This is a genomic window from Candidatus Scalindua japonica, assembly GCF_002443295.1.
GTDB classification, from domain to species: domain Bacteria; phylum Planctomycetota; class Brocadiia; order Brocadiales; family Scalinduaceae; genus Scalindua; species Scalindua japonica.
Window position 1 is genome coordinate 1 of record NZ_BAOS01000027.1, and the last position, 22,940, is coordinate 22,940.

General features: G+C 36.3%; 25 protein-coding genes and 1 riboswitch. Of the genes, 18 read left to right on the plus strand and 7 right to left on the minus strand.

Going from position 1 to position 22,940, the window contains the following annotated elements; all coding sequences use genetic code 11:
* From cbiD to SCALIN_RS13460, 3 genes are all read right to left on the minus strand, one after another.
* On the minus strand, positions 1-610 hold a 610-nt coding region (cbiD, locus tag SCALIN_RS13450), incomplete at its 3' end, for a cobalt-precorrin-5B (C(1))-methyltransferase CbiD (RefSeq protein ID WP_133111908.1).
* Entirely contained in the window at positions 588-1,355 is a 768-nt protein-coding gene (locus SCALIN_RS13455; RefSeq protein WP_162532316.1) for a sirohydrochlorin chelatase, read from the minus strand. The genes SCALIN_RS13455 and cbiD, both read right to left, overlap by 23 nt.
* The gene (locus SCALIN_RS13460) at positions 1,348-2,760 is read right to left on the minus strand and encodes a cobyrinic acid a,c-diamide synthase CobB (RefSeq protein WP_096894987.1); all 1,413 of its coding nucleotides are present in this window, start codon (positions 2,758-2,760) and stop codon (positions 1,348-1,350) included. The genes SCALIN_RS13455 and SCALIN_RS13460 overlap by 8 nt, the downstream gene beginning before the upstream one ends.
* A gap of 211 nt (positions 2,761-2,971) precedes the next feature.
* Positions 2,972-3,174, plus strand: a riboswitch (cobalamin riboswitch).
* A 148-nt stretch (positions 3,175-3,322) separates the two neighbouring features.
* Between SCALIN_RS13460 and SCALIN_RS13465 the strand changes: the two genes are divergently transcribed.
* From SCALIN_RS13465 to SCALIN_RS13540, 18 genes are all read left to right on the plus strand, one after another.
* Complete coding sequence (locus SCALIN_RS13465; protein ID WP_096894988.1) at positions 3,323-4,090, plus strand: energy-coupling factor ABC transporter permease; 768 nt, start codon at positions 3,323-3,325, stop codon at positions 4,088-4,090.
* 244 nt (positions 4,091-4,334) lie between these two features.
* Complete coding sequence (locus SCALIN_RS13470) at positions 4,335-5,456, plus strand: IS110 family RNA-guided transposase (protein WP_096894989.1); 1,122 nt, start codon at positions 4,335-4,337, stop codon at positions 5,454-5,456.
* A 430-nt stretch (positions 5,457-5,886) separates the two neighbouring features.
* A complete protein-coding gene (locus SCALIN_RS13475; RefSeq protein WP_096894990.1) occupies positions 5,887-6,222 on the plus strand; it encodes a hypothetical protein in 336 nt (111 codons plus the stop codon).
* Between the two features lie 201 nt (positions 6,223-6,423).
* Positions 6,424-7,206 carry a cobalt ECF transporter T component CbiQ gene (cbiQ, locus tag SCALIN_RS13480; RefSeq protein WP_096894991.1) on the plus strand — a complete coding sequence of 261 codons (783 nt, stop codon included), beginning with the start codon at positions 6,424-6,426 and terminating at the stop codon, positions 7,204-7,206.
* A 148-nt stretch (positions 7,207-7,354) separates the two neighbouring features.
* Positions 7,355-8,224: an energy-coupling factor ABC transporter ATP-binding protein gene (locus tag SCALIN_RS13485; RefSeq protein WP_096894992.1), complete on the plus strand. Its 870-nt coding sequence runs from the start codon at positions 7,355-7,357 to the stop codon at positions 8,222-8,224.
* Between the two features lie 299 nt (positions 8,225-8,523).
* Positions 8,524-9,261, plus strand: a complete 738-nt coding sequence (locus SCALIN_RS13490) for a hypothetical protein (protein WP_096894993.1) — start codon at positions 8,524-8,526, stop codon at positions 9,259-9,261.
* Between the two features lie 613 nt (positions 9,262-9,874).
* On the plus strand, positions 9,875-10,861 hold the full coding sequence (locus SCALIN_RS13495; RefSeq protein ID WP_096894994.1) for a protein rep: 987 nt from the start codon (positions 9,875-9,877) through the stop codon (positions 10,859-10,861).
* 336 nt (positions 10,862-11,197) lie between these two features.
* Positions 11,198-11,527 (plus strand): excisionase family DNA-binding protein, encoded by a 330-nt coding sequence (locus SCALIN_RS13500; protein WP_096894995.1) that lies wholly within the window; start codon positions 11,198-11,200, stop codon positions 11,525-11,527.
* Positions 11,511-12,689: a tyrosine-type recombinase/integrase gene (locus tag SCALIN_RS13505; RefSeq protein ID WP_096894996.1), complete on the plus strand. Its 1,179-nt coding sequence runs from the start codon at positions 11,511-11,513 to the stop codon at positions 12,687-12,689. The genes SCALIN_RS13500 and SCALIN_RS13505 overlap by 17 nt, the downstream gene beginning before the upstream one ends.
* 553 nt (positions 12,690-13,242) lie before the next feature.
* Complete coding sequence (locus tag SCALIN_RS13510; RefSeq protein WP_096894997.1) at positions 13,243-14,265, plus strand: protein rep; 1,023 nt, start codon at positions 13,243-13,245, stop codon at positions 14,263-14,265.
* A 39-nt stretch (positions 14,266-14,304) separates the two neighbouring features.
* Positions 14,305-14,565, plus strand: a complete 261-nt coding sequence (locus SCALIN_RS13515) for a hypothetical protein (protein ID WP_096894998.1) — start codon at positions 14,305-14,307, stop codon at positions 14,563-14,565.
* Between the two features lie 100 nt (positions 14,566-14,665).
* A complete protein-coding gene (locus SCALIN_RS22280; protein ID WP_162532317.1) occupies positions 14,666-14,830 on the plus strand; it encodes a hypothetical protein in 165 nt (54 codons plus the stop codon).
* Between the two features lie 2 nt (positions 14,831-14,832).
* Positions 14,833-15,138 carry a hypothetical protein gene (locus SCALIN_RS13520; RefSeq protein ID WP_096894999.1) on the plus strand — a complete coding sequence of 102 codons (306 nt, stop codon included), beginning with the start codon at positions 14,833-14,835 and terminating at the stop codon, positions 15,136-15,138.
* Between the two features lie 29 nt (positions 15,139-15,167).
* Positions 15,168-15,290, plus strand: a complete 123-nt coding sequence (locus tag SCALIN_RS23415) for a hypothetical protein (protein ID WP_261341031.1) — start codon at positions 15,168-15,170, stop codon at positions 15,288-15,290.
* Positions 15,291-15,490: 200 nt separating this feature from the next.
* Complete coding sequence (locus SCALIN_RS13525) at positions 15,491-16,678, plus strand: hypothetical protein (RefSeq protein WP_096895000.1); 1,188 nt, start codon at positions 15,491-15,493, stop codon at positions 16,676-16,678.
* A gap of 23 nt (positions 16,679-16,701) precedes the next feature.
* A complete protein-coding gene (locus tag SCALIN_RS13530; RefSeq protein WP_096895001.1) occupies positions 16,702-17,037 on the plus strand; it encodes a hypothetical protein in 336 nt (111 codons plus the stop codon).
* Between the two features lie 424 nt (positions 17,038-17,461).
* Positions 17,462-18,850 (plus strand): type II secretion system protein GspD, encoded by a 1,389-nt coding sequence (locus SCALIN_RS13535; RefSeq protein WP_096895002.1) that lies wholly within the window; start codon positions 17,462-17,464, stop codon positions 18,848-18,850.
* 1 nt (position 18,851) lies between these two features.
* Positions 18,852-19,760 (plus strand): zonular occludens toxin domain-containing protein, encoded by a 909-nt coding sequence (locus SCALIN_RS13540; RefSeq protein ID WP_096895003.1) that lies wholly within the window; start codon positions 18,852-18,854, stop codon positions 19,758-19,760.
* A 70-nt stretch (positions 19,761-19,830) separates the two neighbouring features.
* Here the strand turns inward: SCALIN_RS13540 and SCALIN_RS13545 are convergent, their stop codons facing one another.
* From SCALIN_RS13545 to SCALIN_RS13560, 4 genes are read right to left on the minus strand one after another with little or no spacing between them, the layout of a single operon-like run.
* Positions 19,831-21,600, minus strand: coding sequence for a DUF2326 domain-containing protein (locus SCALIN_RS13545; protein ID WP_096895004.1), 1,770 nt, complete (start codon positions 21,598-21,600; stop codon positions 19,831-19,833).
* Positions 21,590-21,931: an ABC-three component system middle component 6 gene (locus tag SCALIN_RS24080; protein ID WP_420885437.1), complete on the minus strand. Its 342-nt coding sequence runs from the start codon at positions 21,929-21,931 to the stop codon at positions 21,590-21,592. Before SCALIN_RS24080 ends, SCALIN_RS13545 begins: the two co-directional genes overlap by 11 nt.
* Positions 21,843-22,430, minus strand: a complete 588-nt coding sequence (locus tag SCALIN_RS13555) for a hypothetical protein (RefSeq protein ID WP_096895006.1) — start codon at positions 22,428-22,430, stop codon at positions 21,843-21,845. The genes SCALIN_RS24080 and SCALIN_RS13555 overlap by 89 nt, the downstream gene beginning before the upstream one ends.
* 2 nt (positions 22,431-22,432) lie before the next feature.
* Entirely contained in the window at positions 22,433-22,630 is a 198-nt protein-coding gene (locus tag SCALIN_RS13560) for a hypothetical protein (protein ID WP_133111912.1), read from the minus strand.
* Positions 22,631-22,940 lie beyond the last annotated feature (310 nt).

Sequence of the window (22,940 nt, forward strand, 5' to 3'; positions counted from 1 at the left end):
GTGCGTATGCTACATTAATTTCCTGAACAACACTGGCCTTGTAGGCAGCGGTAGAATATGGTTTTACAATTCCGGTTGTTCCCAGTATGGATATTCCATTAATAATTCCCAATCGTTCGCTAATCGTTTTCTTAGCGCGCTTTACACCATCGGGAACACTGATAATGACCTGGGCTCCTTTGTATTGTTTAACAGGAAGTTCTTCTAATACCATCTCTGAGATATTTTTACGCGGTATGGGTGTAATTGAAGGGCCGCCGATGTCCAGGCCTAGTCCCGGCTTCGTAACCTTACCCACACCCTCTCCATTGATTAAAGTAATACCCTCTTCTTCTGTTAAACTAACAGTTGTCGTAATTTCAGCACCATGCGTGCAATCCGGATCATCCCCGGCATCTTTAATAATACTGGTGATAGCTACACCCTCGCTTATTTCACAGCGTTTTAAAGGAAATGTAACCGTTTTTCGATTTGGCAATGTAGTTTTTATTTTCGATAATTTCTTTCCTGTTACCAGATAGCGCGCTGCTGCCTTGGCACTCGCAGCGGCACAGGCTCCTGTGGTAAATCCGGTTCTATGCCCCTTCTTATTCCGTGCCGGCAGTGTCATATGATTTTTCTCTCAAGCGATGTTCAAAAAGATCAAAGAATAAAGGGTCTTCTCCCAGTGTAGTTGCCAGTTTAATGGTTAGTTCAGGGATATTTTGTGCATAACGATCGACGAGAGCACTAAGCCGTTGGTACAATAATCCGTTAAAAATCAAATAAGGTTCCAATAAAATAGTCCTGTGACCTTCTTTTATAAGGTAATTAAGTGTTTCTTCAACTGTCGGTTTTGCCATGGCAATAAAACCGTGATCTACTCGCTTGTAATCTGCCTTTTCTGTAACCAGTCGTACCAATTTACAAAAATCACTGGTCGCATCCGGATCACTGGATCCACGGCCTATCATCAAAACCGCAGCATCTGATGTCTCGATCGCATTTGCGGCACATGCCTGGGTAATTCTCTTGTTCACTAAGTCCACCATTTTCTGATCCACACCCATGGCTTGTGATAAATAAATTTTTTTGTCTCTAAAAGTGTCCCTGATCTCATTGACAACATCCGCAATATCATGCTTGATATGTTCTGCTGTTAATAAGAATAACGGCAGAACCGAAACCTCTTCGGCACAAGCCAATGCATCATGGAGTGCGTCCTTCAAACCTGGTTTTGCCAACTCAACGAAAGCAGTTCTAAAATCAAAATCGGGAACCTGCCTGGCAAATTGTTCGACAAAATGTTCAAATGCATCATTGGATTTCTGAACACGGCTGCCGTGTCCTACAACGATAACAATGTTTTTAGGCATAAACCTGGTCCTTTCGCTGTTGTAATTGGTGAAAGTTTTGTGCTTGCGCAAGAAAATGCCTTGCTCTTTGCGGATATGAGAGAAAATGGCAATGCACATAGCTGGCCAGGACATTATTTAAACAATATCCTTCGTCTCGCTCTTGTCCCTTTCTTTTTTTGATTGATCGGTGGATGGCAGCAACTCCTTCTCCGTTCCATTGGGAGTAGTGGAATTCATGTCCGCGAAATTGTTCTCCCTTACGACCCAGGAAACAATCGTCAAGCATTTCATTTTCACAATACCCAAAATTCACAAGTTTTTTGGTCATTTCAATTTGTCCGGGAATTATCCCCAGCATGGGAAAGACTTTGCCGTCTAAAGATTTTACGGATTCAGCCAGGTAAATAAGCCCTCCGCATTCGGCATACGTGGGAATGCCATCTTTAATGGCCTGTTTAATTAAAGCATGCATGTCCTGGTTTTCTTTAATTTCTTTAGCATAAACCTCCGGAAAACCACCACAAAAATAAAACCCATGTATATTTTCCGGTAATGTCGTATCCTCAAGCGGACTAAAAGCAATGAGTTCGGCACCACAGTTTTTTAAAAAATCCAGATTTGCCTGATAATAAAATTGAAATGCACGGTCATAAGCATAGGCGATACGAATGGGTTCCTGGGGTAATGTTGCTTCAGGGATAATATTGAATGGTTTAACGGATAATGAATCTTTTTGCGCTCTCTTCGCATGGATCATAATTTGCTCCAGATCAATTTTTTGACAGCACTCTTCCAGCCTTGTCAGACAATCATGCAGCTCTTCATTTTCAGAGGCAGTTTTTAAGCCAAGATGACGTTCCGGGATCATAATGTCTTCATTTTTGAAGAGAGTACCCAATACCGGAATGTGATTATATGCTTCAACAGCTTCGGTTAATAATTTCAGGTGATTCTCCCCGGCCACTTTATTGAGGATCACGCCACATATATGAATGTCCGCATCCAGTGTTTGATAGCCTTTGATCATGGCAGCTGCTGAGCGTGCCATTTTACCAGCATCTACGACTAGAATAACAGGAGTCTTAAGTAATTTGGCGAGGGCAGAGCTGCTGCCTTCGTCGGTCGTTGGTGAAACACCGTCAAAGAGACCCATGACACCCTCAATAACGGCAATGTCACAATCCTGGGATGTCTTTTCAAATAACCACTGACATGCATCTTTACCCATCATCCATTCATCCAGGTTATGCGATGCCCGGTTTGTTGCAACTGTGTGATAACTAGGATCAATATAATCAGGGCCTACTTTATAAGCCCCGACACGTAAGCCGGCCCTGGTTAATCCAGCCATAATAGCCAGTGTAACTGATGTTTTTCCGACGCCGCTGTGTGTTCCGCTAATCATGATTCTCGGTATACTCATATCGTGCTTTTATCTTGGAATTTATGAAAATAAGTTTATGTTTTTACTGAATTTAAAGATATAACGATAGGCATACCGTGTCAACCCATTTTTTATCAAGTACTATCTGATCATAGCTTTTTTCTTCGTGTTTCCTGAATCGAATGATTAGGTTGACAGGGTCAAGTATTAAAAGTAGAATTATCCGTTCTCACTGTTGATCTTAAACAATTTAAAGAATATGGTTACCGGTAATTCCATCATGAATGTTAAGGATGGAATTTAAAAGGGAATCCCTGGTAGAACAGGGAACGGACCCGCCGCTGTAGTCGATGACGAAAATTGCCAGGCCACTGTTCGCCACAGGCGTATGGGAAGGCGCAATGAGTAGGATGACTCGATAGTCAGAAGACCTGCCGGTTAACTGCTTCACATGATCTTCGATGGTAAAGAAGGTGAAGGCGTATATGGTAATAAGCAGCTTATGCATTCGTATGCAGACTTACTAAAAGCCCGTACCTTTTTACTACGAAAAGATACGGGCTTTTTTTATATCTATTTTTTGTGACTATATACAATTCAAATGAAGAAAATATTATTAGGCATATCTGTTACCTTTGCTATTTTATTGTTACCCCATGTCGCGCATGCAATGCATATTACTGAAGGGATATTGCCTCCAAAATGGGTTATATTCTGGTTTATTTTAGTGATACCGTTCATTGTCATTGGTACGCTCAGACTGAAGAAAAAGAAAAAAGAAGTACCGGGTTTCCTGCCATTAGTGGGATTAGTTGGGGCCGCCGTATTCGTTTTTTCATGTTTTCCAATTCCGGTGGTAGGTTTGAACGGGATGGCAACTGCACATCCGGCGGGAACGGGAATGAGTGCGATCTTATTAGGGCCTTTTGTGAGCGTTGTTATCGCAGGCATTGCTCTTTTCATACAGGCGCTTTTTCTAGCGCATGGAGGACTTACGACTCTGGGCGTTAATATCTTTTCAATGGGTGTACTCGGTTCATTTTCAGGGTATTTTGCATTCAGACTGGCGCAGAGGATGGGGTTCAAGCTGTTCTGGTGTGGTTTTCTGGCCGGAGTAATTTCTGATATATGTACTTATATAGGGACTTCTATAGGATTAGGACTCCTGGTATTTAAAGAGGGGGAGACATTTTCTGTTGCTATAATGCACAGCGCGAAGGCAATGCTGGAGATTTTCGTTGTGTTTATGGCTACTTCTCAGGGACCATTGTGTATCGCTGAAGGTATTGTGGTTGGATTTGCTCTAACCTATGTATATAAAGTTCGTCCAAGTATTTTATACAACCTGAAGGTTGTTAAAGCACAATAATTTAATTATATAGGGATTTTCATTTAATCGCTTGTAGCAAGAATATACGCCCTTGTCATTCTGAGTGAAGCGAAGAATCTCTTGTAAGTAGGCCAAAAGTATTTTGTGAGTTTAATGAGATCTTCCTGCAGAGATTCTTCAGTCGTTCCTCCTTCAGAAGATATGGATGACAGTCCTTCCTTTAAATATTAGAATTAAAAGTTGACCAATTATTAGTTCTAATTTTAAGAAAGGAGTCATCCATATGAAGAAAGCAAAATATTATGGTTCAATAGATGTTGATGATAGTAGCTTTAACGTAGCTCTAATAAAAACTGTAGGTGAAGAGCTTCTCCATTTTAAATGTAGTTCTAATGTAGGTGCAATGATAAAAAAGATAAAGCAAAAAAATATTCATTTAAAAGATATCCAATTGTGCTATGAAGCGACTTATCTTGGGTATACTTTATACCGAGAGCTAAAGGGTAAAGGTATAAGATGTGAAGTTATAGCCCCTTCTTTAATCCCCAAAGCCCCAGGTAATAAGGTAAAAACAGACCGCCTGGATTGTATCAAATTAGCCAAATATTATTTAAAAGGGATGTTGACTCCTGTCCATATTCCTGACGAGGAAGATGAGACAGTTCGTGATTTAATCCGATCAAGAAAACTGTTAGTTGATCAAGTAAAAAAAATAAAAACACATATCATCAGCCTCTGTAAAAGAATGGGCCTTGACTATCGAAAACAGAGAGGAATCTCCAACGCTGCTTACTGGACCCAAATTCATTATAAGTGGTTAGAAAAAGAAATTAACCAACTTCCTAAGGATTCCCCCTTACGACTTAACCTTTCCAGCTTACTGAGTACTTGTCATAATATAGAGACCTTTATTTCCACTTATGACGAACAAATAAGCGTAATCGCTGAACGTCCTAAGTATAAAGACAAAGTAAAGGCATTGAATTGCTTTCGGGGTCTAAAGACCCTCTCCTCCCTGACTCTCACGACTGAACTGGGAGATATAAGGCGTTTTCCTCACCCTTCAAAGGTAACGGCCTATTCAGGGCTTTCCATCAGAGAATACAGCTCAGGAGGAAAAGAACTCCGCTTTGGAATTACAAAGCAGGGAAACCGTATTCTTAGAACTGTTGTAATTGAAGCATGCCAGTTTTCTTTCAAGCCTCCTAAAGTCAGTAATATTCTTAAAGAAAGAAGAATAGGAGCTGATCCTGAATATATTAATATTGCCGATCGTTGCATGCATCGGCTTAGTAAAAAATCTATTAGAATGTTTATGAATAAAAAACATAGAAATAAAATAAAGGTCGCCTGTGCTAGAGAAATGCTCTGCTTTGTCTGGGAAGCATTGCATAAGGCAGCTTGATAAATACAAACATATAAACTAATTTTATAAGGACAAGGTTGAATTTAATAGAAAATTATTTAGCAATAAGATCTTGCATGAGATAGCCCACGAGTCATTCTTAGGTTAATACACCTGTGCTCAGATTGTGGTATTCTCATCGAACACCATCTTAATGCGGTAACCAGCCCGCGAATATGAGGTTGATTGTACCAGATTCTCATTGCATTAAATAAATTTTCATTTTGGCCTATTTGACCTTGACAGACTGTCATCCATATGAGAATGACATGTTGGCGAACAACGTCAGCCCGAAGGGCATTAATTGTTATGTTAGGATTTTCCATTTTAAACCTTTTCGCTTAAATATGTTGTGAAAAAATATTTTACTATTTTCGTATTCATATTATGTGTCACTCAATCGCATGCTTTGTATGCGGCGGAACCAGACATGCCTGAGCCAATAGACGCTATTGAAGCTGTGCAAACAGTAGCGTCTGAGGAAGAGGGAAAATGGACAGGAATTGATGTAAGCATAGTAGGGAAATATGCCAAGAAATATGGTCGTCCTCCAAGGGACCCTTATATTAACACAGACCAGGGGGATCTTCTCTTATTTGTATTTACCTTTTTTGGCCTTGTAGGCGGTATCATCATTGGCTACAACTTCAGAAAATTATTTGTTGAGGGGAAAGATCAGGGTCTTCACCGCTCCTCGGACAAAAGGCGCCGAGGACAAGAAGACGCTGAGATCGCAAAGAAAAAATTAGAAAAAAAAATTTCATAATTACGAATTTGAATCTAAAAAAATCCCAAATCGTAATTCGTGCTGGTTGAATCATGTTGATTGAACCTAAACGTTTGGGTTCCGACTACAAGTCTGAACCAGTCTGTGAAATTAAGCGTAAAATAAAGAGTCTCGAATAACTGATAAACAGGATTTAACCTATCTTGTTTATCCTGTTATCCTGTCTAAAGATAGATAATCATGGAAATATTAAAGCATGTTGTCATGGATCATTTCGCTCAAAGGAGCAATTGGCTTACCAATATAGAGGTAAGGGTGAAACTGTTTTATATCGGTATAGGTTTGATCCTTAATACATTATCTCACGACATAACGGTTCCATTAGTGTTCTTTGTTACATCTTTAATATTGTTAATGACCATAAAGGTATCATTTTTGACTTTAGGTCTCCGAATGATGATGCCGTTCTGTTTCGGGATATTTATCCTGATTATCATGGGCTTGCATCAGGGTGAGACCGTAATGTTTTCCGGTACACTTTTCGGTTATGAACTTGCTTTCAAAAAAGAGGGATTACAGATTGGCCTCTTGTTATTCACAAAGGTGGCAGGGGGGGTAATGCTCATGCTTTTATTATCATTCACCACAACAATTACAAAAATATGTATGGCTGCTCGCTGGATGAAGATACCGGAAACCCTGATTGAAGTTTTGTCATTTGTATATAGATACCTTTTCTTACTGATTGAAGAGACGGAGACAATGATGTCTTCGCAAAGAAGCAGACTGGGCTATGTTACATGGTTTAAGACAGTAAAATCATTTGGAAGCCTTGGAGGCATGCTGATTATCAGGTCAATTACAAGAGCTGAAAATGCCCATATCGCAATGGTCTCCAGGGGTTATGATGGAGGGAGGGTGCTGACAGTCCAACTTACTCCAATAGCAGGAAAAGATTATACTATGCTTTTATCATGTGGAATTTTACTGGCACTTTTATCCTATTTTGGGTTTTTCTGGTAGGAGATTTATAAATTGAGAAAGATTGGCAAGCTTATAACCACCCCATTTCCCCTCCTTTGTAAGGAGGTGATTCAGAGGAGATCTTTCACTTTTATTAACAATATTATTAACTGCGAGTATCTGAGAAAATTGGTGTCCTATTTAAATTATGACGATTAAGATAAAGGTCGAAGAGTTAACTCATAAATACCCTGATGGCACGCAAGCACTCAATGGTGCGGACCTTGATGTTCGGGAAGGTGAATTCCTTGCTATTCTCGGTGCAAACGGTTCTGGGAAGACAACACTGCTCAAACATCTGAATGGTCTTTTAAAGCCTGTTTCCGGTTCAGTAGTTTTAGATAATAAAGCATTGAATGTGTTTACGCCAGGTGATGTTTTCAGGAAGGTTGGAATGGTTTTTCAAGATCCTAATGATCAGCTCATTGCACCTACGGTTGAGGAGGATGTCGCTTTTGGCCCTACTAATCTAGGCCTTAGCTATGATGAAATTATGAGTAGGGTTAATACTGCTCTCGATCTGGTTAAAATGAAAGAGTTTGCCAAAAAGGCAATCCATGCACTCAGTTATGGTCAGAGCAAACGAATATGCATTGCCGGCATCCTCGCCATGGAACCGGAAATAATCATATTAGATGAACCAACCAGTGGACTTGACCCTGATGGTGTAAAGACCGTAATGAAAATACTGAACGATCTGAATAAAAAACAGGGTATTACCATAATACTTGCTACAAACTCTGTTGACCTTGTGCCTGTCCACATGGACAGGGTTGCTATTATGGATAAAGGTATCGTTGTGCAGGAAGGTACTCCGGAAAGAATTTTTACCGGCTCAGAAAAACTTAACAGCCTTAAGCTGGAGCTGCCGCAGATAGCACAATTAATGGAAGTATTGCGTGACAAAGAAAGACTACCAATAGATTTACTCCCTTTGACAATCGGTCAAGCCAGGCAGGAACTTGTACATCTATTCAACAATGAAAACAATGTCCGGCATGCCAGTTCAATTTTGTAGATAGAACCTTTAATTTTCAAATACCAATCCTGTTATTCTGTCTAATATCCTGTCCCATGGAGCCTTCCTTACTGTTGTCCCAGTCCTTCGTAAATATTCGTAAGTGTTGTTTCCAGCGGGGATTGTCAAGTTGATTCATGATGAAAAAGACAATAAATTTTATTAAAACCATCCTATACACTGTCTTTTTTTGTTGAATAAATTATTAGTTGACAGTATATGGCCGTTGTGGTATATACGTCCAGAGTGTCCAGTATAAAAGTATTTGTGTTTGTAACTCTTAAGGATAGAGACGGTTTATGGCTAAAAAGAAAATTGTTAGTACAACCGAAACAATAAAAGATGGTATCCCTATAGTACTGACTGATGTAGTTGAAAAGTTAGGACTACAGACTGAACCTGGTGACAAGATATTATTTACCAGAATAAGTCAGAGTGCATTTATGGCTACAATTGAAAAACCTGTAACAAAAGAAATCGAAAAAGATGATAATACAATATACACTGGAGAAATATCTTCAGCTTTCATTGTGGAAGAATTATATAAATATAATAGGGAGAAGAAATTATCAATTAAGACGGAAGAAAGTAAAAGCTTAATAGCGTTTGCAAAAATAGGCATCAAAACCTTTTATATGATTGTTGAAGCACATTATCATATAAGTGACAGAATGATACGTAGATACATTAGTAGAGGGCTAATACCACCTCCGGAAAGACACGGAAAGAATGCATATTACGAAGAATTGAAAACTAATGTTTTTAGCTATTTGAATGTAATTGATACTTTCAAGAAACGTTATAATCTTTCGTTAGACGACATAGGAGTGATAATAAATAATTATCGTAATCAGATTGTTGAACTGGATTTTATATTGTCAGGTATTGAGATTGAATATAACAAGCCTAGACGAACATCTCCAAACTATATATGGATAAGGAAACGTTTCTTAGAAAGGATTCAAGCCAAAACAGAAAATCTAGAAAAGTTAAACATAAAGGCTCTAGAAAGAGAGATAAAGCGTAAAAAATCTTAAAATTTTTTGCACTCATGATGGACATTGCGTCCATCATGACCATTAAAATATTACTCAATCTATGTATATCTGTAAAAAAAATGCAATCAAATATTCAGTATAAAACAAAAAAATTATGGAAAGGCGAAAACGCGGCAACATTGCCCTGAGTAATTACCGAATGATGGAGAAATTGAGCCAATTGCACATTTGAAGGGACGTAGAAAAAGAATAGAAATTCAAAATTTATTTGATGTTAAAAGTAGGTGAAACACATCTGTACTTTTTTTAATTTGTTTATTGTAGTTTTATTATTGCAAAAAAAAGGAAGACATAAGCAGCAACTTATGTCCTCCGGTTTATTATTCCCATTCACCAATGAAAAAGAACAATAGGATGTTCATATTAGTTAATAAATCCAATATATCAACAAAAAAACCAGTGTTGAGTACGCCCACCATGCGCACGCAAACACTGGTTTTTTTTTGGCTTCAAATTGGCTTGTTTACCAGAAAGAGGCTATAGACTTGATACTAAGAAACAACCGGAACACTATTTTTTAAGATATTGAAATACAATGACTTACAATATGGCAGTTTTTGACCGTTTTTATAGCCTTTTCAGGAGTAAAATTATGTGTAAATGCGCAGTGAAAAAAGAGGAAAAACCTAGAGTTATGACCGTTAAAAATAGCTGGAGACTTAGAGCACTTTTCCGTATTGAAGAATATATCCGTGATGTTGGCCAGGACTCCAGAGCTAAAAGGATGGGTTATTGTGGAAATACTATTTTTGTAAAAGTTAAGAAAGGAGACCCATCCAATGTTTTGTATGAACCGCAACTACGTTGTAAAGATCGAGTTTGTCCAGTGTGTAACTCATACCGTGCGTCTATTCTATCTCGAAAGGTGGAAAAACTTGGTAAAGATATGGAAAACCCTCATTTACTGACAATAACTGCGAATACATTAAACAGAGATAGTTTGAAAACTGCGGTTGAGTGTTTTAAAAAATCAACAAGTTTACTCAAAAAAGAGCGTTCATGGTGGAAAAGATATATCCGGGGAGGAGTAGAACATATTGAAATTACATACAAAGAAGAGACTGGCTGGCATGTTCACTCACATATGCTCGTTGATCTGGCTATTGATCGTAAAGTTGAGAATATGCAGCTTACAGATAATGGTTATTTTCTAGACCCAATAAAGAAAGACTTTGAACACGTTCTTAGGAAAGTTGGCCTTGGCACTATTTCTGATATCAGGCCGGTAACTAAAGGATACGGAAAAGAAATCTCAAAGTACTCAATGAAATTTGGTCTTGATATTGAAGAAGCCAGGCTTAAAGAGATAATTGTTGATATGAAGGGAAAAAGGATGGTGTCAAGGTTTGGCAATTGTTATGGCCTTAAAGACATGGAAGAACTTACTCCGAAAGAGGAAGAACAATATGAAACACTTGGAACTATTAAGGAAGTTGTTGATAAATGCTTTAAAGAGACGGGTGTTGATAGTGATCTGGTCGGGTTTGCACTCGGAGCGGTAAAGATAGGACTCATAGAGTTATGGTCAGCTAGCTATGAACCTGAACCTTTTCAAAGCAGAAAAAATGATTCATCTTAATGTGATTTCTACTTCCCTGATCCTTTAGTAAAAAAATGGAAAGGAAAATCACAAACCCTTTTCGTTTACGCTTTTTTTATAATGCTTTTAAACAAAAGGTTTCTGGAAGTATATAAAAGCATGACAAACGCTTTTTTTTGCATGATTTTTTTTTACTGTAAGAAATTTCAATATTGAAAAGGAATTCACATAAAAGCTTAGAATACTCTGTGGGTTTAGTATTTGTAATATGTTTTTTTACTCCTTAAAAAAAGAAACCAGAAAAAACTTTTTACAAATACGGCTAAAACAAAAGGTGTTGAAATAGGGATGTTAAGTGTTTGACAGGTCTGTATTATGAAATTTGAAATTGATAATTCACAATTAATAAATGATATTGTTGAGAAGGTTGTTAAACGAATAACTCCCCTACTCACGCAGAATCATAAAAATAACGATAATGAATTAATGACCGTTAGTGAATTAGCAAATTATCTCAAAGTAAAAATATCATGGGTTTATGAGAAAGTACATGTCCGGGAGATTCCATTTCATAAAGCAGGTAGGTTTCCACGATTCCGAAAAAAGCATGTTGATTTATGGTTACTTAATCCATATCATCCTGATTTGAGCGCGTATAATCTTAATCACGGAAAGGAGGTGAGAAATAATGAAAGGATTGTATAAGCGTGGCAAGAAGTACTGGATGGCCTACAGTGTAAACGGACAGATGCGTTTTGAAAGTACAGGAGTAACTACAAGGCGTGACGCTGAGTACATTCTGGGTTGTCGTAGAAAAGAGATCAAAGACGGTAATATACCTGAGATTAGACAAGTCAAGAACTATAAGTTTGCAGAACTAGCGCAGAATTATTCAAAGTGGGCTGAAAGGCAACGGATATTTAAGACAAAGAGAATTTGGATAAAACAGCTAGTTGAGGTCTTTGGTAATCTCGATGTGAAAGACATGGATACAAGAACCATTGAACAATGGCAGAGTAAGCGACTGAAATACAATAAACCTGCCACTGTGAACCGTGTACTTGCATGTCTAAAACATATGGTTAATAAAGGTGTTCAATGGGAAATGGCTAATGAAGAAACATTGAAGAAAGTCCGCAATGTTAAGCTGCTTGAGGAGAATAATGAAAGGCTCAGATTCTTAACCGTTGAGGAGTGCCAAACACTCATTGATTGCTGTTCAACGCACTTGAAGCCTATTGTAACGGTTGCGCTTCATACTGGTATGCGTAAAGGTGAAATTCTGGGCTTAAAGTGGGAGCAGGTGGATTTAAAACACGGCTTTATTTTGCTTGATACAACCAAGAACGGTGAACGCAAGGAGATTCCCATTGACAACACACTGAGGAGGATGTTTGAAGATATGCCGCATAGTATTGAAAGCGTTTATGTTTTTACTGATAAAGATGGAAACCCATACAAATCAGTTAAACGTAGCTTCAGTACAGCAATGAATAAGGCTGGAATCCGTGATTTCAGGTTTCACGATCTTAGACATACCTTTGCAAGCCATCTTGTTATGAATGGCGTAGATTTGACCAGCGTGAAGGAGCTGTTGGGGCATAAGTCTTTGAAGATGACTTTGAGATATGCACACCTTGCACCAGGGCACAAGATGAAGGCGGTAAATATACTCGATAATGTACTAACAAAACCACATGCAGAAAACATGCAACTTGACAATTACTTGACAGTTTTCAATTCTGAAGAACCTACCACTTATCCTAAGTCCTTGTTTGATAATATGGGCGATACTGGACTCGAACCAGTGACCCCTTGCTTGTCGAATGAGGGCACGGCATTTTTTACAAATTTCATAACCGCCTGATTCAGTATCAGTTATGTCGCTATCACATTAACTGACATTGATTTATAACTTTATTCTTTTCCTGTTGAGTCCTGTGGTGTCTTGGTGATTACGCTGGATTCTACTACAATCTGACTACAATTGGAAATACGGTAAGAACCAATAGCTAAAAAGACAATGGAGAGTTTTGAGGTTAAGAGAAAAAGGAGATACAGTACTTACCAAATAGTTTTTTAGAATTTGTTTTTAATTTTATTATTTCAAAAAAAAGGAAGACATAAGCGGCAACTTATGTCCTCCGGTTCATTATTCCCATTCACCAATGAAAAAGAACAATAAGTATAGCTTAGTTAAAATTAATAATATATCAACTAAAAAACCAGTGTTGAGTACGCCCACCAAGCGCACGCAAACACTGGTTTTTTTTTGGTTTCATTTTGGCTTGTTTTCAAGAAAGAGCCTTAGACTTGATACTAAGAAGCAATTGGCACCCGATTTTTTAAGTCGTTGAAATAACAGTATTTACAATTTGGCTATTTTTGGCCGTTTTTATGACCCTTTTGGAGGTGAAATTATGTGTAAATGTACCGTGAAGAATGAGAAAAAATCTAGCTTTGTTACCGTTAAAAATAGCTGGAGGTTAAGAGCTTTATTTCGCATTGAAAAGCTTATTCGTGAAGTTGACCAGGACTCCAGAGCTAAAAGGATGGGTATGTGTGGAAATACTATTTTCGTGAAAGTTAAGAAAACAGACCCAACCAATATTTTGTATGAACCGCAATTACGTTGCAAAGACAGGGTCTGCCCGGTGTGTAATGCATATCGTGCTTCGATTCTTTCTCGCAAGGTGGAAGAACTTGGTAAAGATATGGAAAATCCTCACTTATTAACCGTTACTGCAAATGATCAGAATAGGTCGAGTCTGAAAACTGCTTTCCAATGCTACAAGGCATCAATGAGACTCTTAAAGCGTGAGAAGACATGGTGGAAAAAGTATATCCGGGGAGGAGTTGAACACATAGAGGTCACGTATAACGAGGGAACCGGCTGGCATGTTCACTCACATATGCTCATTGATCTGGCTGTTGATCGTAAGGTTGAGAATATGCGGCTTACAGATAACGGCTATTTTCTAGACCCTCTAAAAAAAGACCTTGAACATGTTCTTATGAAAGTTGGACTTGGCACAATTTCAGATATCAGACCGGTAACTGAAGGGTACGGAAAAGAAATCTCAAAGTACTCAATGAAATTTGGTCTTGATATAGAAGATGACAGACTCAAAGAGATTATAGTTGATATGAAGGGTAAGAGAATGGTTTCAAAGTTTGGAAACTGTTTCGGACGCAAGAAGGAGGATGATAAGGGTAGCGAAGATATGGAAGAACTTACACCGGAAGAGGAAGATCAATATGAGACATTAGGAACGATAGAGGAAGTCGTGCATATGAGTTTTCAAAAGTCTGGTGTTAACAGCAAATTGGTCAAGTATGCTCTTGAAGCCGTAAGGATTGGATTGATTGAAATAGTATCTAATGAAATGATTATTCGTAAGTCTCAAGAGGCTTTTTTAAATGTGGATTTGGTAACTACCTGATCCGGTTATATTTTTTTAGTTTTATGAAAGGTGGTGTATATGGAATTTACTGGAACGATATTTAATGGAATGGTTGTAAGTGCTGTAAGTTCAGGTGAGAAAGGCGTTGGATTAAAGGTTATGTGTAGGGAGTTACAAGACACGTATAGGGTTTACATCCCTGCTGACAGGGTAAGAGGTGAACAGCTTTTGAAAATATGTGACTCCGTCTATATCCATTACAACAAGTTATTTCCTTCGGGTAATGAAATACGTATGGATGCACAAAATATCGTGCTGAACAGCGGTAAACAAAAGTAGTCCATTCTTAGGAGGGAGGTACGCGCTACTGCACATGGAGAGATTTCCCCAGCCTCCCTCTTAAACTTAGCTTGAACTTAAAATTTGAAAGGTGTGAATAATGTTTGTTATAGGTGCTTTTGGTGATTGGGGTGGAGTGTGGGACATTCTTCCGGTTAATGTAACCGGAAATGTGATGTTCGATTATTTTTTTACCTTAGTGTTGTCATTCGGTGTTTTGTCCATGATGGTTGGATGGTTGTTTAACATAATGACAAGGAGTTAATCTTGGCTATTACAAATTATGATTGCGGTGATATGTCTGACGTTGTTATCAGTTCAAATAATTATGATGGCCTGATCAAGCTAATGTCTGATGGCGTTCGTGGTGAAATTGTAATGTCGTCAGGAATGGAACCAGTCAGTTTTATCTGTTCTGGCCAATTGTCAATTAGTGCTCCACTGAATTCAATACATGTTTTTCTCTCTTCCGTATCCTTGCAGGGTGTATGGTCAGAGAATTTTCTTATGGGCTTGGCTGGTGTGGTCTGTGGTTCTCTCTTGGCATACGTTTGCGTTAAATATGCAGTTTAACCTTTATAACAGGAAAGGAGGTGATAATCGTGGATTTTAGCACATTAACCATTGATACCGCTCAGGTGCTTGTTCTGGCAGGTGTAATTGTAACTGCTATTGCAGGTATATGGGCTGTAAAAAAGGTTATCAAACTGGCAAATCGTTCTTGACGATACGTTGCCGGATGTTGGTTGGCTTTCTAGGGGCTGGCCAGCATTTTTATTCACATGAAATGAGGTTTTAAAAATGGATTATTCAATGATCAGCATCGACACAACAAAAATTTTTATATTTGCTTCTACAATCGTAGGACTATTAGCGGTTATTTGGGTAGTTAAAAAAGTCATTCACACAATTACATATTCTTAAAATGAAAATCAAAAAAATCCTATTAATTATCTGTTTTACTTTGTCTTTGACCTTTGCCTCTTTACATTACCAGCAAAAGAAAGCAGAAGCAATTGCGCCATGGGTTGCCTATGTGGCAATTAATGCTGCCATTAGTCTGGCCGTTGGTGCAGTAATGTATTATTTCGATAGTGCGGGTAATGGACAAATGCAGACCATTACGGCAGTTGATACAAATACAGGTCAGGTAGATTTTGATGTTAAAGGTAGTGGTTCTTATGTTTATCCAATTTGGACAAGTACCGTAAATGGGAAAAAGATTTATCCTGTTGATGGTGCGACTTTCACTGCTTTAGATGCTGCCTGGACTTGGAATGCTCAAACGTTTGGCATGACTCAAGAATGGTGTGACATACAATTAAGTCAACCCGGTGTAGAATTTGGTTATTATGCGTCAACCGCCGCTTACCATTTTGCAAAATATACTGGCGGTGATCTTATTATTGATGGTGTCCAACAAAGCACGTTTCAATCTGTTCCTGTTCCCGGTGGTTTGGGTAATTCATTTTCGGGCACAATAGATGATTTCCCGGTTGAATTTTACGAATTCCTTGAAGATGTCCCCCCTGCGCCTGATTGTTTTGATGGTATACAGAATCAGGATGAAACCGGTATTGATTGCGGTGGAGTTTGTGAATTAAACTTTGGTCTTGTGTGCCCTCCGGCTGAAACTTGCTTTGATGGGATAATGAACCAGGACGAAACCGGTATTGATTATGGTGGTGTATGTGGTACGGGAACTCCGGTTTCACAGCCTCCGGGAAATTTTACTGATGCTAATCAAGACGGTATAGACGATATATCAGGTCTTGATAGCACTGGTTCTATTCCTGTTGGTACTGTCTCCGGTTCTATTGGTACTGCGGATAGTTCTACCTATGATACAAGCCTTCCGGGTGATGTCTCAGAAGTTGGGGAAACGGACTGGACTGGCTTAATTACCGGATATCTTGCCTCTAATCCTCTGGTACTTCTGGCCACGGGTAGCCAGATCAACGTTACTGGTGCTACGTGTTCACTTCCCATGACACTGTTTGGGAAATCCATGACGATTGATTTCTGTTCACTTGATTGGATGGTTGATCTGTTTGGAAGCTTTGTATTGGGATTAATGGCCATAAGGGCCGTTTTTATAGCAATGGGAATTTAATTTAATTCAAGGGAGTTTAACAAATGACTGCATTAATAAGCTGGTTACTATCGGCCTTTGGCAGTTGGGTAGGATATAGCGTTGTCCGGTTTACTGCTATGAAGTTATTCATCTGGACAATAGTTATAACGGTTCTACCTGTTCTTTTTAGCCGTCTTATCTATATGTTGATTGAAGGCGTTATGAGCACGTTAAACACTATTGATGGTACTTATGGCGTCAACAGCTATCTAATCAATTTTACCGGGATTACGGCATGGTTTGCGGTACACCTCAAAATCGTTGAAGGGTTCTCGTTAATCATGTCTGCGGTAGCCTTCCGTATGGCAATCAGGATGATTCCCTTTGTCCGATTATAAGCAACTATCATATTTTTAAACTAAACGTTTCTGGAAGTATATAAAAGCATGACAAACGCTTTTTCTTGGCGTGATTTTTTTTACTTCCAGAAATTTCAATATTTGAAAGGAATTCTTATAAATGCTTAGAAAATTTGTGTCTTAGTATTTGTAATATGTTTTTTACATCGGGATGCACTCTTTAAAAAAGAAACCAGAAAAAACTTTTTACAAATACGGCAAAAAAACAAGAATTTTACTTCCATGATTTTTTAGTAATAAAACGGAAAAGGAAATCACAAACCCCCTTTTCATTTACGTTTTTTATCAATGCTTTTAAACTAAAGGTTTCTGGAAGTATATAAAAGCATGACAAAAACGCCTTATCTTTGGCGTGATTTTTTTTACTTACAGAAATTTCAATATTAAAAAGAAAGTCCTATAAATGCTTAGAAAAATCTGTGTCTTAGTATTTGTAATATGTTTTTTTACTCCGGGATGCGCTCTTTTAGATAAGAAACCAGAGAAAAAACTTTTTACAAATACGGCTAAAACTAAAAATGTCGAAAACTGGCAATGGAAGGTCAAAGATGGCAAGGCAAAGGAATTTGAAAAAGGTGCAATTGATGTTGATATGCAGTTTGAGAAAGTGAAACTCAAAGATGTTGTCAGTCTCTTGATGGGTATTATCAAAGAGAATTTCATTATTGTTGATGATCTTATCGGTTCTGTAGATATTGAAATTAAAGGCAAGTTCAAAAGAGATGAAATCATGAAAATGGTTCGCACTGTTCTAAATAGCAAAAACTATCAACTGATAAAAAACGGTGCATTATATGGAATTCATAACAATGAAAACCTGAATGATCTTAATATCCAGATTTCACCGGATGACTCAAAAAATGTGTATCTCTATCGCCTTCAATATGAAAGCTCTGAAAATCTTAAATCCTTACTGAATGATGTCTTCCCGGAAATTACAATTACAGAAAATAGAAGTATCAATGTATTAATCATTAAGGCCAGTATAGAAGACTATCAAAAAGTTAAAGATGTAATTAAAACATTTGATAAACGTCCAAAGCAAGTACTGGTCGAATTTACTATTATGGAAGTCACTTTGAATGATGCTCTTCAATATGGTGTCGAGTACTTCTTTAACACGAACAATAATAGAGGCGGCCAAGTATCTTTGCTAACAGAGGGAATAACGTCTTTAGCCTCTGGTCTTTCCGGGAAAGGTCTCAAGGCTTTTACTTTCCACAGAGATGTAAACTCTTTCATCACCATTCTAAATTCTGAAAGTAAAGTAGAGATACTTTCAAAACCTCATGTATTGGTCCAGGACGGACAGACCTCCGTTATTAAAATCGGTAGGTCTGAGCCTATTCGAAAAGGTACTTCTGTATCAGAAAATGGTTTAAGATCTGAAAACATAGAATATCGAGACGTTGGTGTAATACTAAACGTCAAGGTTGATGTTGAAGAAAACAATGTTGTTAAATTATATCTTAGTCAGGAAATTAGTGACATTATTCAAACTGTTCAAAACCCTTTGATTGACTCTCCATCGTTTACAAAAAACTCACTTGAAATGACTACATTGATTAATGACGGACAGAAAATTTATGTAGGTGGCTTAATGGAGAATTCTACAAATAAGAAAACCAGAAAAATACCGCTTCTTGGTGATATCCCTTATCTTGGGAAGATGTTCAGGTCTGAGGATACCAATAAAACTAAAACGGAGTTGATCTTGCTTCTCTCTGTTGAAATTCTCTTTAATGAAAAGGACTTTGAAAACCAGAAACTCAAATTTGTGAGGAAAATATAAAATGGCTATAAGATTAATTCAGGGAAAAATAGGCTCCGGTAAAACTTACTATGCAGTTAATCATGTTTTAAAATCATACTACACCTGGTCTGATGAATTAGACTCCTGGGTTCCTAAAGCAAAAGACATTGATGTGAGAGTATATACAAATATAAAGAACATGAAACTTGGTGAAGACCTGGACAAGTTTATTTCTGATGCCGGTGGACTTTCTACTTTTTTTAATAATAAATATCAAGAGACTTTCTGCATGAACTCTAATGTAATTTATATAATTGATGAAGCACAGTCAGGAAATTATTTTCATCGCAAGTTTTATGATGTTAATGTGTTTCTTTTCTTTCAAATGCATCGTCATTTGGGTTGTGATATCTATTTGATAACCCAAGACGTCCGTTGTCTGGCGAGAGAGTTACAACAGTTGGCTGAGTACGTAATAAAGGCGGTACGTCGTTCTAATTCTATTGGCAAGAGTTTTACTTATAAATTTTATTCTGGTGATGAATGCTTTAAGACAAAAAGAATAAAACAAGATCAAAAGGTCTTTGGAATGTACCGTTCAATGATACTTGGTGAGGGTGAAAAAATTAAAAGTATTCCGTTTAAGCATATACTTATTTTTGTTGGTTTGGTTGTATGTGCAGGATTGATTTTTCGATTTGGTTTTATGAAGATCTTTCACAATATGAATAAACACAATATTCGAACTCCTGTGTCTGTTATTGATGATGTTCAGAAACCTCAACTTGAACCGGAAGAATTAAAGAGGGAGGATAACAACATGTATAGAATCGTTGGTATTATTGACGGTCATTATATTGTGCAGACGTCTAAAGGATTAAAAAAAGTAAAGGTCATTGTACCAAATAAAAAAAGTATACGTGATGAAATTAGAATTGAGAAATTATAGCTTTGGAAGCTATTTTTTATGTCAATGGATCAGATTTAATCCTGTTCTTCCATTGAAACTCCTAATTGCCTTATCCCCAATCACTTCCAAGCAATCTGTTTGATGGAGTAAGGGTCAAGATTGCCTCTTGTTCTATTTTTTGAGGATTAACTTTATCTGCATTGCCAAACTCATCACTTAAAGTTCCTTCTTCGTTAACTGTTAAAATGTATTGAAATGTTTCGCTTCTTGCTTTTTTTTCTAAGTATTCGTAAACAGCAATAAAATGTGCTTTGTCCATATGATCAAAAATTCCGTCATGAATTAAAAAATGTGGAAGATTAATATCCCTTTCAATGGCATGAAATAATACAGAAATATCATAAATCAATGTTTTTGCACTATTTTTCCCTGTAGATAAATCTGCTGGTAAAAAAACTTCCATATTAACCTTACTATCAGCACGTGGCTTTGGTTCAAAGGTAAATCCATAGCTTTTATCTTTATTTTCAGGATATATCGCATTGTGAACTTCAAAAAATATTTTTCTAAAGATAGAAATGTCATTCTTTATTTCTTGAATAAAGTTTGTGATTTCTGAATATAATTTAGCGATTTCAGCTTCTCTTTCTGCTTTTTCGCTATTCAAATCTTGATACAACTTTATTTTCCCTTCTAGGTCATTTAGTTTTTCTCTTTTTTTACTCAAATTTAAATATGCTTCAGATAAATCTTTTATTGCATCTCTTGTTTCTAAAAATTTAAATATTTTAGCTCTTTCTAATTCAAAATCATCAATTTTATTTTTCCTCTTTTTTATCTCTATCTCTATATTTTTAATTTCAGATGATAAAAATTCTTTTCGTGAATCCGCAATATTTTTTCTAAACAGCACTGCATCATCGAGCGTTTTCTTTATATTTCCTGCTAAAAGTTCATTCGCTTCAGTATATAACTTTTTAATTTTCAAAGTTTGTAATGAATCGTCTAATTCATAACTTTCTTTATAAGACTTAACTTTATTCAGATCTAAATGATTCTGATACCATAAATCTTTTATTATAACGGTTAGATTGTTACTTTCTTTTTCAATGTCTTGATATTGTTTTGCCAACTGAAATTTTTCAATATTTGTTTCGTGCTCTTGAACCTCTCCCTTTAATCGATCAATCTTATTTTCAGCTTGAGGTATATCATGTAGATTATAAGTATCTGTAATAATGCTTCTTATTTCTTTTAATGCTTCAATTTTATTTTTTAAATCTGATTTAATATCAAAATTTTTCCAAAAAAGAGAATTATCAATTCCCAAGAAAAATAAATGATACGGTATCAGCTCCATTTCTGGAGAAATTGAAAATTTTATAGGATCTAAAAAGTTTACTTTTGTTTTAGGATTTTCCTGCTTTTTAATAAAAAATGGTAATAATTTTCTTAACCAGGTGTTGTGATATTTACCCTTGTAATCTTCATTTTTGAAAATTAAATCACAAAGATATTCCTTCGCCTCTTTGATTGATTCAAAATAAATAGGGTCATTTGTTTTTCCCACAACTATATTTTTACTCGATTCCATTAGAGACCTCTTGATTACGTAGTTACTATCTTGAATTGTAAATTCCAAAGCAATAGAATAATGTCCAATTTCATTGTTCTTCATTGCGGATTTGATATGCTTTGTTTTTGATGAAAGAAGTGCGTAATCAAGAAAGTTTAATAGTAAAGATTTTCCAACTCCATTTAATGAGTTTCCGGGATCACTATTTTTGTCTTTTTTTGCAAATATAAAATTTACTCCGTTTATAAATTTAACAGTTTCAAAAAGCCCCAATGGTTCAGAGTAAAGTTTATTAAGTATCATTTTTTTGTTTCAATGAAATATTGTGTTTGTCAACTCGTATGATGTCTGATAACCAAAGAAAAGTAATACTGTTGTAATATTGGTTCAGATTGATAGATTTAATTTCTTTTAAATTTTGAAAAAGCTCTTCAATATTCCAAATTCTTCTTTTTTTTAAAATACTCAAAATGTCCCCACCAATTACTAGTAGATTTTTTTCAAGTCGTTCATGTTTTGACGGAATTAACATAAATTTACTATAATCAAAAAATAGCTTCTTTAATTGCTCTAGCTTTTTCACTTTTTCCAAAATCACACATTTCAAAAAAGTATAAAACAATAGCAAGAGCATTCATGTTATAATCAGGGTTTTCTGTCTTTGATTCTTCAATACAATGCACTGCCATTTGTTCAATAATGTTTACATTTTCTATTTTTTCATAATTATTTTCTGAATTTTTTAAAGTTCTAAAATCTTTTTGTAATTTAAAAATTAATGCATCAATTTTAGACTCATCTATTTCTCTTTGAGAATTAACAAACTTTTTTACTAAATCTCTTTTTTGCGTTGTTTTTAATGCCATTTCATTGACTGTTTGCAAACTATCTCCAGAAAAATTTAATGGAATTTTTTTTAAGCCCTCTCCAATCGATAATTCGGTAAAATCTGATTCTGCAATATTTTCTTTGAACAGGAATTCGAAAATTTCTCCAATAATACCAAAGTCTTTTTTCTCTTGCTTATCTGGTGCGTGATAATTAATCGTTATGCTCTTATCAATAGCATCTCTTTTGCCTTGAAGTCCTTTGGAATTATCGTCTATATTCTGATTTTGAGATTTACCAAACATAGTTAGTTTTCAAAATTAATACTTTTATCAACTGCATCTCTTCCGCCTTGAAGTCCTTTGGAATTATTTTTTATATCCTGATTTTGCGCAATTTTTGAAATATTTCTGTTTATACAAAAACCAATTATTGCAATTACAATACTCACAATAACCCCTATTGCAGCGATTAGTCCTTGGTTATTATTTAAAAATTCAATCATAATTTTAAGAAAACCAAGCAAGTGTATTTAGTATAATATTTTTGTGTTTTAAATTGAAATTCATTTTCTTTAGTGAAAGCATGGAGTAAAAGACAATATCAGATTACAGCCCCTCTCTTTTTAATTAAGGTATGATCTGATAGAGACTTTTATTTGATATTTTCAAAATTCCATCAAGAGGTAGTTTCATATTAACCTCCTAACATAGATTAGACTGTCTAATTGCGGTAACATAATTCAAATATTTGACATAAAACTATGGTTAACATATATGCCTTAAGTTATTACGTCAATAGAAATATACCATTGG

Bases quoted from the DNA above. Each gene is read 5' to 3' on its own strand.
- SCALIN_RS22280 (WP_162532317.1), top strand. From the start codon at position 14,666: ATGTTTGTTATAGGTGCTTTTGGTGATTGGGGTGGAGTGTGGGACATT.
- SCALIN_RS13535 (WP_096895002.1), top strand. From the start codon at position 17,462: ATGCTTAGAAAAATCTGTGTCTTAGTATTTGTAATATGTTTTTTTACT.
- SCALIN_RS13490 (WP_096894993.1), top strand. From the start codon at position 8,524: ATGGCTAAAAAGAAAATTGTTAGTACAACCGAAACAATAAAAGATGGT.
- SCALIN_RS13485 (WP_096894992.1), top strand. From the start codon at position 7,355: ATGACGATTAAGATAAAGGTCGAAGAGTTAACTCATAAATACCCTGAT.
- SCALIN_RS13495 (WP_096894994.1), top strand. From the start codon at position 9,875: ATGTGTAAATGCGCAGTGAAAAAAGAGGAAAAACCTAGAGTTATGACC.
- SCALIN_RS24080 (WP_420885437.1), bottom strand. From the start codon at position 21,931: ATGCTCTTGCTATTGTTTTATACTTTTTTGAAATGTGTGATTTTGGAA.
- SCALIN_RS13515 (WP_096894998.1), top strand. From the start codon at position 14,305: ATGGAATTTACTGGAACGATATTTAATGGAATGGTTGTAAGTGCTGTA.
- SCALIN_RS13560 (WP_133111912.1), bottom strand. From the start codon at position 22,630: ATGATTGAATTTTTAAATAATAACCAAGGACTAATCGCTGCAATAGGG.
- SCALIN_RS13470 (WP_096894989.1), top strand. From the start codon at position 4,335: ATGAAGAAAGCAAAATATTATGGTTCAATAGATGTTGATGATAGTAGC.
- SCALIN_RS13500 (WP_096894995.1), top strand. From the start codon at position 11,198: ATGAAATTTGAAATTGATAATTCACAATTAATAAATGATATTGTTGAG.
- SCALIN_RS13530 (WP_096895001.1), top strand. From the start codon at position 16,702: ATGACTGCATTAATAAGCTGGTTACTATCGGCCTTTGGCAGTTGGGTA.
- cbiQ (WP_096894991.1), top strand. From the start codon at position 6,424: ATGGAAATATTAAAGCATGTTGTCATGGATCATTTCGCTCAAAGGAGC.
- SCALIN_RS13505 (WP_096894996.1), top strand. From the start codon at position 11,511: ATGAAAGGATTGTATAAGCGTGGCAAGAAGTACTGGATGGCCTACAGT.
- SCALIN_RS13555 (WP_096895006.1), bottom strand. From the start codon at position 22,430: ATGTTTGGTAAATCTCAAAATCAGAATATAGACGATAATTCCAAAGGA.
- SCALIN_RS13465 (WP_096894988.1), top strand. From the start codon at position 3,323: ATGAAGAAAATATTATTAGGCATATCTGTTACCTTTGCTATTTTATTG.
- SCALIN_RS13525 (WP_096895000.1), top strand. From the start codon at position 15,491: ATGAAAATCAAAAAAATCCTATTAATTATCTGTTTTACTTTGTCTTTG.
- SCALIN_RS13545 (WP_096895004.1), bottom strand. From the start codon at position 21,600: ATGATACTTAATAAACTTTACTCTGAACCATTGGGGCTTTTTGAAACT.
- SCALIN_RS13475 (WP_096894990.1), top strand. From the start codon at position 5,887: ATGCCTGAGCCAATAGACGCTATTGAAGCTGTGCAAACAGTAGCGTCT.
- SCALIN_RS13540 (WP_096895003.1), top strand. From the start codon at position 18,852: ATGGCTATAAGATTAATTCAGGGAAAAATAGGCTCCGGTAAAACTTAC.
- SCALIN_RS13455 (WP_162532316.1), bottom strand. From the start codon at position 1,355: ATGCCTAAAAACATTGTTATCGTTGTAGGACACGGCAGCCGTGTTCAG.
- SCALIN_RS13460 (WP_096894987.1), bottom strand. From the start codon at position 2,760: ATGAGTATACCGAGAATCATGATTAGCGGAACACACAGCGGCGTCGGA.
- SCALIN_RS13510 (WP_096894997.1), top strand. From the start codon at position 13,243: ATGTGTAAATGTACCGTGAAGAATGAGAAAAAATCTAGCTTTGTTACC.